The 15288-nt window shown below is 41.6% G+C and carries 15 protein-coding genes; 7 read left to right on the plus strand and 8 right to left on the minus strand.

Annotated elements, in window-relative coordinates:
* Positions 1–35: 35 nt before the first annotated feature.
* Together CRO16_RS11900 and CRO16_RS11905 are read right to left on the minus strand one after the other, a co-directional pair.
* Entirely contained in the window at positions 36–881 is an 846-nt protein-coding gene (locus tag CRO16_RS11900; RefSeq protein ID WP_097056613.1) for a universal stress protein, read from the minus strand.
* Between the two features lie 167 nt (positions 882–1048).
* A complete protein-coding gene (locus tag CRO16_RS11905; RefSeq protein ID WP_097056614.1) occupies positions 1049–2080 on the minus strand; it encodes a zinc-dependent alcohol dehydrogenase family protein in 1032 nt (343 codons plus the stop codon).
* Positions 2081–2240: 160 nt separating this feature from the next.
* On the opposite strand from CRO16_RS11905, the gene CRO16_RS11910 reads away from it, so the two are divergent.
* Positions 2241–2627 carry a hypothetical protein gene (locus CRO16_RS11910; protein WP_097056615.1) on the plus strand — a complete coding sequence of 129 codons (387 nt, stop codon included), beginning with the start codon at positions 2241–2243 and terminating at the stop codon, positions 2625–2627.
* 18 nt (positions 2628–2645) lie between these two features.
* On the plus strand, positions 2646–5039 hold the full coding sequence (gene ppsA, locus CRO16_RS11915) for a phosphoenolpyruvate synthase (RefSeq protein WP_097056616.1): 2394 nt from the start codon (positions 2646–2648) through the stop codon (positions 5037–5039).
* Between the two features lie 85 nt (positions 5040–5124).
* Here ppsA and CRO16_RS11920 read toward each other — a convergent pair whose 3' ends face one another.
* Together CRO16_RS11920 and CRO16_RS11925 are read right to left on the minus strand one after the other, a co-directional pair.
* Positions 5125–5886, minus strand: coding sequence for an SDR family NAD(P)-dependent oxidoreductase (locus CRO16_RS11920; protein WP_097056617.1), 762 nt, complete (start codon positions 5884–5886; stop codon positions 5125–5127).
* Between the two features lie 11 nt (positions 5887–5897).
* Positions 5898–6566 carry a phosphoribosyltransferase gene (locus tag CRO16_RS11925; RefSeq protein WP_097056618.1) on the minus strand — a complete coding sequence of 223 codons (669 nt, stop codon included), beginning with the start codon at positions 6564–6566 and terminating at the stop codon, positions 5898–5900.
* Positions 6567–6795: 229 nt separating this feature from the next.
* On the opposite strand from CRO16_RS11925, the gene CRO16_RS11930 reads away from it, so the two are divergent.
* Together CRO16_RS11930 and CRO16_RS11940 are read left to right on the plus strand one after the other, a co-directional pair.
* Positions 6796–7212 (plus strand): WG repeat-containing protein, encoded by a 417-nt coding sequence (locus CRO16_RS11930; RefSeq protein ID WP_179670535.1) that lies wholly within the window; start codon positions 6796–6798, stop codon positions 7210–7212.
* Between the two features lie 439 nt (positions 7213–7651).
* Positions 7652–8254, plus strand: coding sequence for a hypothetical protein (locus CRO16_RS11940; RefSeq protein WP_097056621.1), 603 nt, complete (start codon positions 7652–7654; stop codon positions 8252–8254).
* 41 nt (positions 8255–8295) lie between these two features.
* Here CRO16_RS11940 and CRO16_RS11945 read toward each other — a convergent pair whose 3' ends face one another.
* From CRO16_RS11945 to CRO16_RS11960, 4 genes are read right to left on the minus strand one after another with little or no spacing between them, the layout of a single operon-like run.
* Positions 8296–9603, minus strand: coding sequence for a DUF3570 domain-containing protein (locus tag CRO16_RS11945; protein ID WP_097056622.1), 1308 nt, complete (start codon positions 9601–9603; stop codon positions 8296–8298).
* A gap of 10 nt (positions 9604–9613) precedes the next feature.
* Entirely contained in the window at positions 9614–9823 is a 210-nt protein-coding gene (locus CRO16_RS11950) for a DUF4266 domain-containing protein (RefSeq protein WP_097056623.1), read from the minus strand.
* Positions 9820–10803 (minus strand): FAD:protein FMN transferase, encoded by a 984-nt coding sequence (locus CRO16_RS11955; RefSeq protein WP_245859031.1) that lies wholly within the window; start codon positions 10801–10803, stop codon positions 9820–9822. Before CRO16_RS11955 ends, CRO16_RS11950 begins: the two co-directional genes overlap by 4 nt.
* Before the next feature lie 2 nt (positions 10804–10805).
* The gene (locus CRO16_RS11960; RefSeq protein ID WP_097056624.1) at positions 10806–11240 is read right to left on the minus strand and encodes a thioredoxin family protein; all 435 of its coding nucleotides are present in this window, start codon (positions 11238–11240) and stop codon (positions 10806–10808) included.
* Between the two features lie 352 nt (positions 11241–11592).
* Between CRO16_RS11960 and CRO16_RS11965 the strand changes: the two genes are divergently transcribed.
* From CRO16_RS11965 to CRO16_RS11975, 3 genes are all read left to right on the plus strand, one after another.
* Positions 11593–13449, plus strand: coding sequence for a PLP-dependent aminotransferase family protein (locus tag CRO16_RS11965; protein WP_097056625.1), 1857 nt, complete (start codon positions 11593–11595; stop codon positions 13447–13449).
* Between the two features lie 112 nt (positions 13450–13561).
* The gene (locus CRO16_RS11970) at positions 13562–14320 is read left to right on the plus strand and encodes a M15 family metallopeptidase (protein ID WP_097056626.1); all 759 of its coding nucleotides are present in this window, start codon (positions 13562–13564) and stop codon (positions 14318–14320) included.
* A gap of 123 nt (positions 14321–14443) precedes the next feature.
* A complete protein-coding gene (locus tag CRO16_RS11975; RefSeq protein WP_097056627.1) occupies positions 14444–15286 on the plus strand; it encodes a M23 family metallopeptidase in 843 nt (280 codons plus the stop codon).
* The last annotated feature ends 2 nt before the right edge of the window (positions 15287–15288 follow it).

The raw sequence follows: 15288 nt of genomic DNA on the forward strand, positions 1-15288 counted from the left end.
GATTTAATTTAGATTCCTCTATGTATAGAAAAACCTTATTTGCCAATGTTTAACCTATCTGCATTTAAAGTAATCACAGGCAGATCAATTTGATTGAGAACCTTTTCTAGAATACTCCTTCTGAACACCGGATTTAGCCCGCTGTGCCCGTGAACTATTAAACCAACTACATCACAATTCGAGAGGTTGACATAAAATTCGATTCCCCTTTCTTCGTTAAAAGCATCAATGATCATATATGTCAAATCCATATCTGAATATTTTGAAATATACTTGTCCAGCTTTTCGTAAATCTGAGGAGTCTCCAGAAAGTAATAAGGGGTATTAACATACAGGAGCTGCACCGATGCATTGAGTTTAGAGGCGATGTTCATGAATAGAGACAAAATTTCTGAAGACTTTTCGAGGTAATCTGACACAATGATCCACTTTCTTCTTAGATTAGGTTTAACGCCCGGTTTCAGAATTAAAACTGGAACCGGAGACTTATGGGCAATCATGAGAGTATTGGTGCCAACAGGTTTTTTCTCATCTGCTTTTCCATGAGCTCCAATAATTACCAGCTCGTAATTTTTTTCATTGATATAGGTATATATTTCACCCATTCCTAAGTTGTATACCAGAGAAGTATGTGCCTCCACATTCGATTCCTTAGCTTTTCGCTCCAGTTTAAAGAGTTTGTCTTTTGCTTCCCCTATTGCGGCTTTTGTTTCCGGGTATAGATTTTCTTTTTCCAGGGGAATTTTTCGCCATTCTACAGGAGTGGATATTAGATGTAGGAAAGTAATTCCGGTTTCAAGGATCTTTGCAATCTTTAAACCTTGATCTGATGCTACTTCAGCTGCTTCGGAAAAATCGGTAAGAACAAGTATATTTTTCATGATCTTTATTTTTAATCAGTTCAGATAATGTATTGATCTTTTATAGAAGGCAATATGGAATTGCAGGATATATAAGGGGAAAAAAATCTTATACCTAATATAATCAGTAGAAGAGAGGAAAAGGATGATATTTATCAACTAACTTCTAAGTTTAGAGCATAAAATCTCTAATGACTGATTCTTATGACCTTCGCTCCTTTTATCTTTTTATTTTTAATTTCTGAAAGGGCGATATTGGCCATTTCCAGTGGATACTCCGTGACCCTGGGCAATATTTCTGCTTCTACAGCTAGCTCTAAAAACTCCCGGACATCCTTAGTGGTAATATTTGCAACAGTCTTGATCTCTTTTTCGAGCCACAGATGATCCTCATAAGAAATTCCGTTTAGAACCTGCCGGTCTGTATTCTCTTTGCGAATGGCATTGATCACCAAACGGCCGCCTCTTTCGAGATTTTTTAAAGATTCAAGAACCGGCTTCCATGCGGGGGTGGTATCGATAACACTGTTTAGCTTAACCGGGGCAGGATCTCCAATGTCCCCAGCCCAGTTTGCACCGCATTCCCGTGCAAATTCCCGTTCTTTTTCTGTTCGTGAGAAGACGTAGATATTCAGAGATGGATGTAAATGCCGTAGCATCTTGATCACAAGGTGCGCCGAGGCTCCAAACCCCATTAATCCAACGTTCTGCCCGTCTTTGGGAGCGGCAAGTCTTAAAGAGCGGTATCCTATCGCTCCGGCACAAAGCAACGGTGCTGCATGCACATCGCTAAGTGCTTCCGGAATTCTCACGGCGAAATCTTCCCCGATACACATATATTCAGCATAAGCCCCGTTGGTGTCTCTTCCGGTCGCCCGGAAATATTCACAGAGGTTTTCTAATCCGGAAGCGCAAAAATGACATTTTCCGCAGGCAGAATAGATCCAGGCAACTCCCACCCGGTCTCCCGGCTGAAACTCTCTGCATCCACTCCCGCACTTTTCCACAATTCCCACTCCCTGATGTCCGGGAATGATAGGGAAAAAAGCCGGCATAGCTCTTCCTTCGATCTCATCGATCTCGGTATGACAAACTCCGCAGACATTCAGCTTAATAAGGACCTCCCTTTCGCCGGGTTGAGGTTTGGGTACTTCAGAAAGGACCAGCGGATGTGGGTCCTGCTTCATATCTACCACCTTTTCCAGCAACATCGCCTTCATGATCAGGAATTTTGTTGATTAATATTAGGGGAGTAATTGTTGGGGATAGAGGTTCCGGTACTGCTAAAATAAATTATAATCATCCTTTACTCAATGACAAATGTCATGGAATAAGGGAGTTAACTTTTGTAAATTCATTTACTAACTAAAATGTGGGAAAATGGAAGTTTCACTGTTCCTGGCAAAATTCTGGGGTTGGTACTTGTTGATATTCTTTTTTGTGCTAAGCTTCAACCCGGTAAGGATAAGGCAAATATTTGATGACCTCAAGGATGAAAAATTTCAGATCCTTTCAGCATTTATAGCTATAGTTGTGGGATTACTAAGTGTCCTGTTCCACAACAAATGGGAGCCCGACTGGCGGTTTATTATCACTTTTCTGGGTTGGGCCGCTCTTTTCTTTGGTTTGGGACTTTTTGTTTTTCCGCAGCCTACAACCAGAAGACTGGAGGTTCTCAATGTAAAACTGGTTCAAACCCTTTATTTTCTCCTGTTTTTGCTGGGCATTTTTCTTCTGAATATGGGGTACCAAATTGTACAGTATTAATTATAAAATACATCCGATATGAATATGTTAATACGGAAATTCGAAGAGATTGGAATGAAGGATGTTCCTGTAGTAGGAGGGAAAAACGCTTCTTTGGGGGAAATGTATAGTGATCTTGCTTCACATGGAGTGAGAATTCCGAATGGTTTTGCTACTACCGCTGAAGCTTTCAGAAGTTATCTTAAAGAAAATGAGCTGGATGAAAAACTGGAAAACCTCCTTGAAGATCTGGATCGAAAGGAATATTCCAACCTTGACAAAATAGGAGGGGAGGCCCGGAAGCTAATTTTACAAGGAAATTTTTCACAGGATCTTGAGCAGGCAATAAAACAAGCTTACAAAGAATTGAGTGGAGAAAAACATATCGAGGTGGCTGTAAGAAGCAGTGCCACCGCCGAGGACCTTCCTGAGGCCAGTTTTGCCGGACAGCATGATAGCTTTCTCAATATTTCCGGCGAGGAAGCATTGCTCTGGGCAGTGAAGAATTGTTTTGCCTCCCTTTATACCAACAGAGCAATTAAATACCGGGAAGACAAGAATTTTAAACACCGGGATGTGGCTTTATCTGTCGGGGTTCAGAAAATGGTACGATCAGACCGGGGCAGCTCGGGTGTTGGGTTTACTATAGATCCTGAGTCGGGCTTCAGGGATGTCATTCATTTAGCCGGAGTCTGGGGTCTGGGGGAGAATATAGTTCAGGGAACGGTGAATCCTGATGAATTCTATGTCTTTAAACCTACCCTCGAAAAAGAAAAAATGGCGATCATTCAGAAAAAACTGGGTGCCAAAGAAAAAACGATGGTCTATGCGGGATCTAACGGACATGCTTCGACCATGAACATGGATACCGAACCAGGCAAGCAGGACCAGTTCGTACTTAGTGACCGGGAGATCATGGATCTTGCCAAATGGGCTCTTGAAATTGAAAGACATTACAGGAAGCCCATGGATATTGAATGGGCCAAGGACGGAATTTCAAATGAACTGTTTATTATTCAGGCTCGCCCCGAAACTGTACATGCAACTGCCAAAGAAGAACTTCAGGTGCAATATAAGCTTTTGGAAAAGGGAAAAGTACTCGCTAAAGGAAATGCTATCGGATCGAAGATAGCGGTGGGACCTGCCCGAATTCTGGAATCCCCCCGGGAGGCCGATAAACTGAAAAAAGGAGATATCCTCGTAACTGAGACCACCAGCCCCGACTGGGATCCCCTGCTTAAAAAAGTTTCCGGTGTCGTTACAGATCGTGGGGGGCGTACCAGTCATGCAGCTATTGTAGCCAGGGAACTTGGCGTTCCCGCAGTGGTAGGCTCGGGAGCGGCTACCCGAAACATAAAGGACGCGGAGATGATCACCGTTTCCTGTGTGGAAGGACAAACCGGGTTCGTATATCAGGGAGAGCTGAAATATGAGACACAAGAGATCGACTTTGGTGAGATTAAGATGCCCGAAACCGAAGCCAAATTAATTCTTGCTGATCCTGAAAGAGCATTTCAGCTCTCCTTTTATCCTAACAACGGGGTAGGTCTTCTTAGAATGGAATTTATCATCACGCACATGGTGAAGGTGCATCCTATGGCGCTCATAAAATTTGATGAACTTGAAAATGAAGAGGCCCGGAAGCAGATCAATGACCTGACGAGAAATTATCCTCAAAAAGAAGAATATTTTGTCGACCAGTTGGCCCAGGGCATTGCAACCATGGCCGCGGCATTTTATCCCAAGGAAGTCATTGTTCGCATGAGCGACTTTAAGACCAATGAATACGCCAATCTCATTGGTGGGAAGCAATTCGAACCCGAAGAAGAAAATCCGATGTTAGGATTTAGAGGCGCTTCCCGCTATTATCATGACCTGTACCGGGAGGGATTCCTTCTTGAATGCCGCGCCATAAAAAAGGTAAGGGAAGAAATGGGTCTTGAAAATGTCAAATTGATGATCCCTTTTTGCCGGACCGTGGAAGAAGGAAAGAAGGTAGTAAACCTGATGGCCGAGAATGGATTAAAACGGGGAGAGAATGGAACTGAGATCTATGTGATGGTCGAAATACCCAGTAACGTGATCCTCCTCGAAGAATTCGCCAAGGTCTTTGATGGTTTTTCCATTGGATCTAATGACCTTACCCAACTAACCCTGGGGATTGACCGTGATTCCCAGTTAATAAGTTCTCTGTTTGATGAAAACAATCCGGCGCCTAAACAAATGATCGCTCTTGCTATAGAGAAAGCCAACAAGGCAGGAAAGAAGATCGGTCTCTGCGGACAGGCTCCCAGTGATTTTCCTGAATTTGCTTCATTCCTGGTGAAAGCGGGAATAGATAGTATTTCCTTTAACCCTGATGCCCTTTTGAAAGGGATCAGGAATATAAAGAAGGCAGAAGAAGAGCCGGAAAAACAAGAGCCTGTAGTTTGACTTCTTCAGGACAGGACTCTTAAAATCAAGATGAACTGTTAGCAATAAATTGTCCCGACTGCTTATACAGCCGGGACAGGTTTTTTTAGCCAATGATCATTCCTCCATCAATTACCTGGGTAGTCCCGGTAATATACTTACTATCGTCGCAGGCCAGAAAGAGTGCGAGATCTGCTATTTCAGAATTTTCGGCATAGCGTTTAAAAGGCACACTGGCTTCAAAATCTTTTTGAGAAGCTGCAGGTTCATCTGGATGTATCTGCTCTTCAATGGAGCGCATCATACGATTATTCACCGGTCCCGGATGTATGGAATTAACCCTTATTCCTTTATCTGCAAATTCCAGGGCTGCGGTTCTCATGATCCCTACAACCCCATGCTTGCTCGCAACATAAGCTCCTAAATGTGGAAAGCCTTTTAGTCCCGCGACAGATGAAGTGATAATAGCACTACCGCCTTTACTCATCACCGGAAGTAAATTTTGACAACCCAGCCACACCCCTTTAAGATTTACTGCAATTATACGATCAAAGACATCTTCGGGATATTCAGATATGGACAGGAATTTACCTTCTATACCTGCATTTAAAAAGACCACGTCTATCCTGCCAAATTTTGAGAGAGTGGCTTCCGTGAATTTCCTGGTATCCCCGGGTTTTGAAACATCGGCCGCAAAAAAGGCCACTCTTTCGGCATCCATATTCCGGGAGATCTTTTTAAGATCATCTTCCTTAAGATCTACAAGCATTAGATTGGCGCCGTGGGAAAGGAATAATTCTGCGGTAGCCTGTCCAATGCCACCCGCGGCCCCGGTGATCACACATACCTTGTTTTCCAGTTTTTTCATAGTAGTAAGATTTATTTTGAATTTCGATAGGTATCGGCATCCTTTAACAGGGCTATGGCTTCTGAATCTTCAACAGGATCAAAATCTTCGTAAAATTGACCTACTCCTTCAAAGTATTCGGGGGTCTCAACACAAACTACCTCATTAATAACCGGATGGCCGTTTAACTTACGTATGCTTTCATCAGGTCCTACAGGTAGCGCAACAATTATTCCCGCGGGATGTTGCTGTGCCAAAAGATTTGCGGCCGCGATGATGGTATTGCCGGTGGCCACGCCGTCATCGATTAAAATGACCCACCTTTTTTTAATGTCCTGAGCTTTAACCTCTTTATGATATGCCATTTCTTTTTCTTTTACCAGCTTTTGTAATCTCGAGACCTCCTCCACAAGATATTGCTGTGGAACCCCTGAAATGACAGGATCAAAAGAAAATCCTTTAGAACTCACGACCCCAACGGCATATTCCCTGTTATTGGGATGTCCTATTTTTTTAGTAAAGATGACATCCATAGGCGCTTTTAAAACCTTTGCAACTTCATAAGCTACCGGGACTCCACCCCGGGGAACAGCCATGATCACAGGCTCCAGATGTCTGAATTTCTTTAAGCAAATCCCTAAAAGAATACCTGCTTCTTTTCTGTCCTTGAACATCATCTGTCTTATTTCATGTATAAACATTTGAAATTAAGAAATTTAGGTTCTATTAATGATGACTTTTGTCATCAATGGAAAAATGGAACTGGAAAAATAAATTTTGAGAGGGGCTCTCCAAAAGGAGAGATTCCTTTGTAATGAATCTCAGAGTCTTATTTATATCTGCCAAAGCTTAAAGAACTGACATAATGATATTTATCATCATTTATATTCGGGCCAATTTTTAAATTGAAGGGTGTAAAAAATGGAAGAAATGAAAAATTATCTTTTTTTAATGCTTTTCTTGTTCTCAGCTGCCGGTGTGTCACAGGAGATTAAGGATCTTCAGGTAGTAGGACCATTACATGACGGTTTTATCCCCGTTATGAAAAACAATCAATGGGGGTTTATAAATTCGGAAGGAGATTTAGTTGTTGATTTTCGGGACGATCTGGTACACCATGAGGTAAAAACCACGGGCAATGATCTTGGGGTGCTATCTCAGAAATATTTGATGCTCTCCGACGGAATGGCAATTGTAAATAAAAAAGTCGGTGGAATAACTTATTATGGATTTATAGATGCAACGGGCAAAGTCGTCATTGAACCTCAATATTTGAATGTCTCTAACTTTAATAATGAGCAGGCACTTGCACTTAAGATCGAAGAGACCTTTTTTAGGGCGGAATAACCTGCTTGATATAAAGGTAAAATCCTATAAATATGATGTGGTGCTACTTGATAAAAACGGAGAAGTTTTAAAATACCTTTCCGGCCCGTTTCCTGTTAGCTTTTCAAAAGAAAAACTGAGAAAACCTCCGGCGATAGAAGCTAAATGGATATCTCCACAACTTATTACTGTTCGAAATCCGGGGAAAAAATGGGAAGTTTTTAAAATTTAAATTTTTTCCACACCACTTTTACCTCAAAACGGAATAAGTACTTCAAAGAACCTAATAATCCGGAAAAGCCGGGCGGCAAAAACTGCTGGAAAATGAAAGCAGGTCCTGAAACTTCTTTAATCATTCCATAGAAGAGCAGCATTATCAGAGATTTAGATTGTTAAAAAAACAGAGACCTGCCGGTTTAATTGGTTGAAAGTGATAACTTAAGACTGTAAATCAATAGCTATGAGAAAGTTCCAAACCTTACGTTTTTTACCGGTTCATTTAATTTTACTGCTGAGCTTTTTCAGCCCGTCCTGTAACGAAAGAGAAACAAAACCTTTAGAGGAGCAGGTTCTTTCCGCGCAAATAGCTATGTTACCGGATCATTCTAAAAATGTCGGGGTATCTTCTGCAACAGAACCTTATGTTGCAGCGGAAAAGGATACTAATGTACTCTTGAGGGTTGATACTGAAAACATTACAGAAGATACTAAAAATGAATTTGTGTTTATCTCTGATGACCGCTCAGAGTCTTCCGAAAAAAGCAGTTCGCCCTCCGAACATATTGCACTTGTTGAAAAAAATATGAAAATATACTGGAGAGCAGAAGCTTTAGAACCTCAATCTGGAGTTACGGTAGATGTGCTGGGTATTTTCCGGAAACCAGAAGGCGGATCAGAAATACTGGAGGGCGTTTTTCGAGACCCTAATAAAGACGGAATTATTATGGGGAAGATCAAAAATAAAAAAGTAGAGGGCATGGAATATTATAATATCATGATAAGGGTAAATAGTGAAACTCCTAAAACCTTCTTGATCGATCCAAAAATTAAAATGATAAATTAAGTGGAACTAAGGAAACTCTTACTTCAGGATTTATCAAACCGTTACTCCATGATGAACTTTACTCCCCCGGATAAAAGATGTGCAGTAAGACCTGAGTCGCGTTTGTAGTAGTTGTATTTCAAATCGGCAGTTTTAAGACCGAAGTGCCAGAGGTGGAAATTTGTAAATATATCCGTGTAAAGAATTCCTAAGCCGTATTGATTGGCTTTAAATTTTGAAAGGTCATTATCTGAAGTATAGAACTCTTCTGTTGACACATGTTCTTCATAAGCTGCAAAATGATCGGCTGCAGTTTGATCGTAGTATCGGTAGGAAGGATAGATGGTAAATTTTTGAAAGATTTTTATCGGCAGTTCCACCTTAGCTGTATTAGAGCTTATTCCCCAGTCATCGGTATAAAAGCGGTAGTAAGTCCTCACTACAAATATGGAATTCAGGAAATAATTGAGCCGTCCTCCAACGGCGATCTTTGAACGCGTCCCGGGCAGTTGTTCTACATCATCTGCTAATTGAAAATTTTCAACATAAAAATCCGGTCTGTCAGCAAAATAAACACGCTGAAAAGGAGTGGAGAGCAGACCTTCCTGCTGCACAAGATCAACCGAAAGACTTCCCTGCAGATCTTTTGAAAGGATCTGAGAAAAATTCAAACCTACAGCATAGGAATTTCGGGTTTCGCTATCAAATTCCGAAAATGATGGCGCGTAAATTCCATTTCCCTGAATGTTGCTGAAAAAACTGCTGTTCAACCCGGGTCCGTTAGCCTCAAAGAACCGCAACTCATAAGGATAGATGGCATTCCAGGTGTCGAGATATACATTGGCAGTGATTCCAATTTCAGTATTCTTGTCATTGAACAACCAGGCATAGCCTCCGCCGAAGCCAATAGAGAAATAATCGTATTCCGAAGAAACCGAGAGTTTGGCAGTCCAGATCCTGTTTCGATCGTCTGAACTATGGCTGTAGGTGCCGTTGAAATTTGCCCAAATATCGCTGGAGGATGCACCTGAAGAAGCAGTAAATGGGTCGGCTGGTCCGCCGTTGTCCCAGGGATCAACATTGCTGGAAGAAGCCGAGGTGTATGCCGAGATTCCTGCATCTATTGTCAAAACATCGTCAGCATTCAGGGGAATAGATACCACAAAGGTTGGGGTAAAGTCTGTAAGTTCTTCAGTTCCTATACCTCCGCTTACCGCAGCATTATCGCCGTCCTGGGTGTAAAGGCTGGTGAGAAATTCCACCTCTGTACTCTCCAAAACACGATTTTTAAAGCCTTCCTCTTCAGGAATTTCCTGTGCTACACCTGTTATAAAACAGGAGAAGAATAAAATGATCCCCAGTTTTTTCATTTTTGAACCTTTAGTTGCAACCGCATCCGCCGCCTGTTTTACCTCCGTTAGCTCCTGCTGCCGCTTCCCGGTAAGCCTGGAAATTTGTTTCAAACCTTTCAGTACTCCTTAGCGACAAATCCATATCCGGATCATTGATATTTACTTTTTCGTATTCCTTTACCGCCGAGCAGGATTGAAGGGCAGCCAAAACAAAACATCCTAAAATTATCTTTTTCATGGAGAATTAATTTTTATGTTTTTGGAGGTACTAATATTCCCATTTGCCTCTATAATGATGCATTCTACCTGCGGCAGCTGATCAATCCTGTTGAGGCCAACATCTTTGCCCAATACAAACACCGAGGTCGCCAAAGCATCGGCCAATTCTGCTTTATGTGCAAAGACAGACACACTTATGATCCCGGTAGCGGGATATCCCGTCTTTGGATTTATAATATGCGAATAGCGAACGCCGTTGAACTTTACGAATTTCTCGTAATCTCCAGAGGTCACCACGGCACCTTCCCTGAGAGGTAGCAGCGCAAAAGCTTGGTCCTTGTTCAATGGATTCGTAAGTGCGACCATCCATTCACGCCCATCCGGTTGTTTGCCCCAGGTATTCATGTCCCCGGAGGCGTTGATGATCCCTCCCGGGACACCTTTTGAAAGAAGTAGGTCCTTCGCCTTATCTGCCGCGTAGCCTTTACCTATGGCTCCAAAACCAATTTTCATTCCTGAATTTTTCAGAAAAACAGTAGAATTCTTCTCGTCCAGAAGAATGTTCTTAAATCCCACTTTTGCCACCGAAGCTTTGATTTCTTCTTCGGAAGGCATTTCATTCATGCTGCCATCAAACTTCCAGATCCTGTCCATTGAAGCATAGGAAATGTCAAAAGCGCCGTCAGTGATTTCTGAAATTTTAATAGCCCTTTGGATGAGATTGAAAAGTTCCCGATCCACTGTTACCGCCTTAAGTCCGGCATTGCGATTGATCTCAGAGGTCTGCGAATTGGGATCCCAGGAAGAAATGAGTTTTTCGATCCTTACTATTTCAATGACTGCCAGGTCAATATATTCGTCTGCTTCAGCTTTATTACCGGCGATCACTGTGATCTCAAATCTGCTTCCCATGAGCTTCAGCGTACGCTTATAAATATCCTCTGCCAAAGCGTTCAGGCTCAATAAGAAGGTCAGGCTAAAAAAAAGCAGCTTTTTCAAAATCAGCTTTTAAATGAATTGAGTAATGCTATGTATTCTTTAGGGGATAATTTTTTATAACCGGTTTTTCCAAACACCTTCCCGTTGTGGTCCATAATGACCACCAGGGGAAAATATCCCTGCGGATTATATTTTTCGGCCAACTTATTATTCTTTTCCTGCTGGGAAGGTTCAAGTTGATTTTTTTCCTTTCGGGGGAAATCGGCCTTTACCAATACATAATGATCTTTAGCGTAGTCCTTAAATTCTGAAGATGACCAAATCTCACGATCCAGTTTGATACATGGGGCACACCAGTCAGAACCCTGGAAGACGAGCAGAACTTTCTTGTTTTCTTTTAAAGCCATTTCCTGGGCAGATGCAAGATCATTGTGCCATGATTGTGCATTTGCAATTCCCGCAACAAAAAATAATATTCCAAAAAGTATATTTTTCATAGGTGCGTCCTGCTTTATTTTCTAACGAATTTAATGGCTGTTTATTGCTGCTGCTGCTGCTGTAAAAATATTCCGGAGGCCGGGAGGTTATCGGATGGAATTGCAGGTCCTGTTGCAAAGGCTTTAAATCAAATTATCACGTGCTTAGTGCAGTTAAAAACAGCACCCATAGCCTCCAATGATTAAATTTTCGGCCTTAAATCCTGCAGCCAGTCACCCGCTGTTGGCCAATGTGAATTTTGTACTTTTGTGACGAATTTTTCAGGGAAAAACCGCTTTTCGATAGAGCTGAAAAATTTGATTAAAAGATGCCAACTCCTGTAAACGAACGGCATAAAAAATAATAAAGAATATGAAAAAGACTAAAGTGCGAAAATATATTGAAGAGGTATTAAAAAACATGCCGGCAGACTGGTTAAAACTTACTACTCATCGTCTGGATATTTATAATGAACAATTGGCAAAAACCCAATTTTTGGATGAGTTCGAAACTTTATTTGAAGAAAATAATGCTGAATCTGCTGCCCTTGCTGCTCTGCCTACGGCTTATGATTATATTCGTTTAGGTCATCCTTTGTCTTCAATCCTGGAATGGGCTATAGCAAAAGAGAACCACCTAAACCCTGATAGTGTAATAAGTTTTTCGTCCAATACTATTCCTGTTTTGGCGGTGCTGAGAAAGAACTTATTTTCGGGGAAAAAAACGCGGATCCTCTACCGGGAATACTTGCCTGACTACTTCGACACACAAAGCCTAAAGCAGGTGTACGGGTACGATTTTGAAGTGGAAAAAATTGCAGATCCCGAGCATATTTCTGAATTCGGGGGGAGTACCATTTTTATTTCGCAGGCTAATAGCATTAATGATCTTGCTTTATCTCCTAATATCGATTTTTGGGTGAGTATGCTTCCCGGGCTGGGGAGTATCTTACTGGTCAATGGGGAGAGCAATGAAAAATATATTTCTGAAATCCAGCATGTCCGCAGAAGGGAAACAATTTCCATGACACCTGTGGATTGTTATTCCACCCTTCAGCAATTAACAGACAAAGCTTCCTCTCCCGAATATCTGGATCTGGAATCTAATAAAGCCAAAGTAATAGCTTCCATAAAAGAAATTACCGGCACCAATTCTCAAGCCTGTCTCGCTTCTTCGGGTTTATCGATGCAGTACGCGATCATGATGGGCCTTATTGATGAAGCGTTTGAAAAAAATAAGGGAAAAGCTATTAAAATTATTGTACCGCCAAATTGCTATGGAGGTACTAATGACCAGGCCAGGAGAGTGGCGGCTACCCTAGAAGAGGTGGAAATTCTGGATTTGCTGGTAGATAGGGAAAATGATATGGTCCAAAGTATAGACAGCATCCTGGATGAGGTAGCTAAAGAAGATGCTGTCCCGTATATCATTGCAGAAATACCCACGAATCCACGGGTTGAAGTGCCCGATTTAGAACAGCTGAAAAAAGTTTTAAGTAAAACCCGGACGACAGCAACCGGGGAAAATGCCATTGCGCCTGTTTTTATTCTGGATCAAACTTTTTGTCCTAATGTTCAGTTTTTGGCCAGGGATGGAATTTTCTCTTCTATCAAGGCAATCTCCTATGTTAGCGGATCAAAATTCCCCAGTGGCGGAAAGTGTACTGCCGGTTACTGTGTGGCCAATCAAAAGGCAGAATCATTATTACAGAAGATCGAAAAGCACCTGGTGCTGTGCGATAACGAGGCTACAGGGCTACAGGTGAAGATCCTTGCCGAACAATTGCCATCAATGAATGAGAGGATTCAGGAGGCATATAAAAACACCCGGGAATTCGTGAATTTTATACAAAAGATTCTCCCGGAGGCTAAGATCAATTTTGTTTCTGAGGAATTGGCCGCGGCAGGTTTTACACCATCTGTTTTTTCCCTGGATTTGCCTACCAAAGGAGATACAGCCGAATCAAGAGAGTCTTACAAGCGCTCCCTTAATTTAAAACTGATCAATATGATGATCACCGAAATCCCGGATGAGAGCAAGTACTGCGTGAGTTACGGCCAATTAAAAGGTTGTTACTGGACCATCCCAGCCACATCCACTCAGGGAACTACCAAGGAAGATGATAAGGATTATATTGCCAGGGTTTCTGTTTCACCGGACCTTGACCTGGAGCATCATAAAAAAGTGTTCTCAGATTTTGTAGAACAGATCAAAGTTGGAGAGGTGTAATTTTTTTCTTGCACATTTAAGAAACTTTTAAGATTTTGGCGCTACTGTTTGCTTCGGAAGTTACATCGAATGAAGAAGGATAGCACCTGAAGCAAAACTTTTCTTGCTGCCAATGATCAAAAGAAGCTGTATTCTTATACTCGTGTTATTTTCTATTTCGGCTGCAGCACAGGAAGTCATTCCTATAAAGAATTTTCTCCTGGGTAGGTTTGATTACAGAAATTCATCCGATTTTCGAAAAGTGGAGCAGCAGCATAGCAACAAATTTCTTTATCTCAATACTGTCGCATACAATGCCTTTATTGAAATGTTCGAAGCTGCAAAACTTGATGATATAAGCTTACAAATAGTTTCGGGGACTAGAAATTTTGATGAGCAAAAGATCATCTGGGAAAGGAAATGGAAAAAAAGAGATAGTCTGAATCCTTCGGGAAAAGTCCTTTCTATCCTGGAATTTAGTGCTATGCCCGGCACCTCCCGCCATCATTGGGGAACAGATATAGATATCAACAGCCTTGAAAATTCGTATTTTGAAGAGGGCAGGGGCAAAGCCGAATATGAATGGCTGGTGAAGAATGCGGCCAAATTCGGCTTCTATCAGGTGTACACTCCTCAAACTTCGGGAAGAACAGGCTACAGAGAAGAAAAATGGCATTGGTCTTACCTGCCCCTGGCAGCTAAATACCTGGAGGATTATATGTCACAGGTAAGTTATGAGGAGATAAAAGGCTTTGAAGGTGACGAATATGCTTCGGAGGTTGCTATTATTCCTCAATATGTTAATGGAATTCCGCAGGAGTTACAGTACCAGGCATTTATTGCGAGGGAAACTAAGAAGCTGGTGCATATAGAAACTTTAGAAGGAAAGTAATTTAGATTTTTTTCGCCTTGAAGAATCCTAAAGCCGATACCGGTAAATCATTTTTAAAGCGGCTTCCTCTAATATAATTTAAGGCTAAGAAAGTAAATTTATAATCTGATAACCTTTTTTTGAGTGCTAAAGCGAATTCTACTATGTAATTTCCTTTTACTGCTGGTCTTTAATGGTTGTAAATCTTCTAAAGTACCGGAGAATCTCATTCCACCTTCAAATCCGGTATGGATCTCCTATGACTCTCTTGGCGATACTTTAAGAATAAATCTCGAAAACAGGATCAAAGCACCTGTAAGAATCACCATTGATGCGGATGATGATCTTTGGAAGGTCAGGTTACAGAAATTGAACTTGAACTTTCTTGTGCTGGAGGCTGAGCAGGATACTATTCTGGTCATAGATTCAGATAGCAGGGAAGTGCCAAAACTCGAGTTTAAAGCAGCCTTAGGAGATCCGGAAAAAAAGATCATCTATTCTAAAATTGCGTTACCTATTCCCGAAAATAAAGCGGTACAGATCATTCAGGGTTACAACGGGTCCTATAGTCATTATAAGGCGACGTCAAAGTTCGCAATAGATTTCAAACTAAATGTAGGTGATACCATTTTTGCAGCCTATGAAGGTTTTGCCGTCCAGGTGCACGAAGGCTATACCAAAGGGGGAAATGATATAAAGCTGCTGGATTATGCAAATAACATTATTACCTATAATCCTCAAACCGGGCTTTTCTTCCAATACAGCCATCTGGCATTTCAGGGAGCTCTGGTGGAGGTGGGGGAGTGGGTAAAGCAAGGGCAACCTATTGGTATATCGGGAATGACAGGATATACAAATATTCCTCACCTGCATTTCAATGTTCTTGCTCCAGATCCCCGTGAACTTCGGCTTATCTCGGTCCCGGTTGATTTTATTGAAGGTTACTCAGGAAAAGATCTCCGGAAGAATGAGGTTATTAAAAAATGACC

The sequence above is a fragment of the Salinimicrobium sediminis genome (assembly GCF_900215295.1).
Lineage (GTDB): Bacteria > Bacteroidota > Bacteroidia > Flavobacteriales > Flavobacteriaceae > Salinimicrobium > Salinimicrobium sediminis.

Excerpts from the sequence above, each read along its gene's own strand:
- CRO16_RS11960 (WP_097056624.1), bottom strand. The coding sequence starts at position 11,240 with ATGAAAAATATACTTTTTGGAATATTATTTTTTGTTGCGGGAATTGCA.
- CRO16_RS11920 (WP_097056617.1), bottom strand. The coding sequence starts at position 5,886 with ATGAAAAAACTGGAAAACAAGGTATGTGTGATCACCGGGGCCGCGGGT.
- CRO16_RS11965 (WP_097056625.1), top strand. The coding sequence starts at position 11,593 with ATGAAAAAGACTAAAGTGCGAAAATATATTGAAGAGGTATTAAAAAAC.
- CRO16_RS11925 (WP_097056618.1), bottom strand. The coding sequence starts at position 6,566 with ATGTTTATACATGAAATAAGACAGATGATGTTCAAGGACAGAAAAGAA.
- CRO16_RS11970 (WP_097056626.1), top strand. The coding sequence starts at position 13,562 with ATGATCAAAAGAAGCTGTATTCTTATACTCGTGTTATTTTCTATTTCG.
- ppsA (WP_097056616.1), top strand. The coding sequence starts at position 2,646 with ATGAATATGTTAATACGGAAATTCGAAGAGATTGGAATGAAGGATGTT.
- CRO16_RS11940 (WP_097056621.1), top strand. The coding sequence starts at position 7,652 with ATGAGAAAGTTCCAAACCTTACGTTTTTTACCGGTTCATTTAATTTTA.
- CRO16_RS11900 (WP_097056613.1), bottom strand. The coding sequence starts at position 881 with ATGAAAAATATACTTGTTCTTACCGATTTTTCCGAAGCAGCTGAAGTA.
- CRO16_RS11945 (WP_097056622.1), bottom strand. The coding sequence starts at position 9,603 with ATGAAAAAACTGGGGATCATTTTATTCTTCTCCTGTTTTATAACAGGT.
- CRO16_RS11905 (WP_097056614.1), bottom strand. The coding sequence starts at position 2,080 with ATGAAGGCGATGTTGCTGGAAAAGGTGGTAGATATGAAGCAGGACCCA.
- CRO16_RS11910 (WP_097056615.1), top strand. The coding sequence starts at position 2,241 with ATGGAAGTTTCACTGTTCCTGGCAAAATTCTGGGGTTGGTACTTGTTG.
- CRO16_RS11930 (WP_179670535.1), top strand. The coding sequence starts at position 6,796 with ATGAAAAATTATCTTTTTTTAATGCTTTTCTTGTTCTCAGCTGCCGGT.
- CRO16_RS11950 (WP_097056623.1), bottom strand. The coding sequence starts at position 9,823 with ATGAAAAAGATAATTTTAGGATGTTTTGTTTTGGCTGCCCTTCAATCC.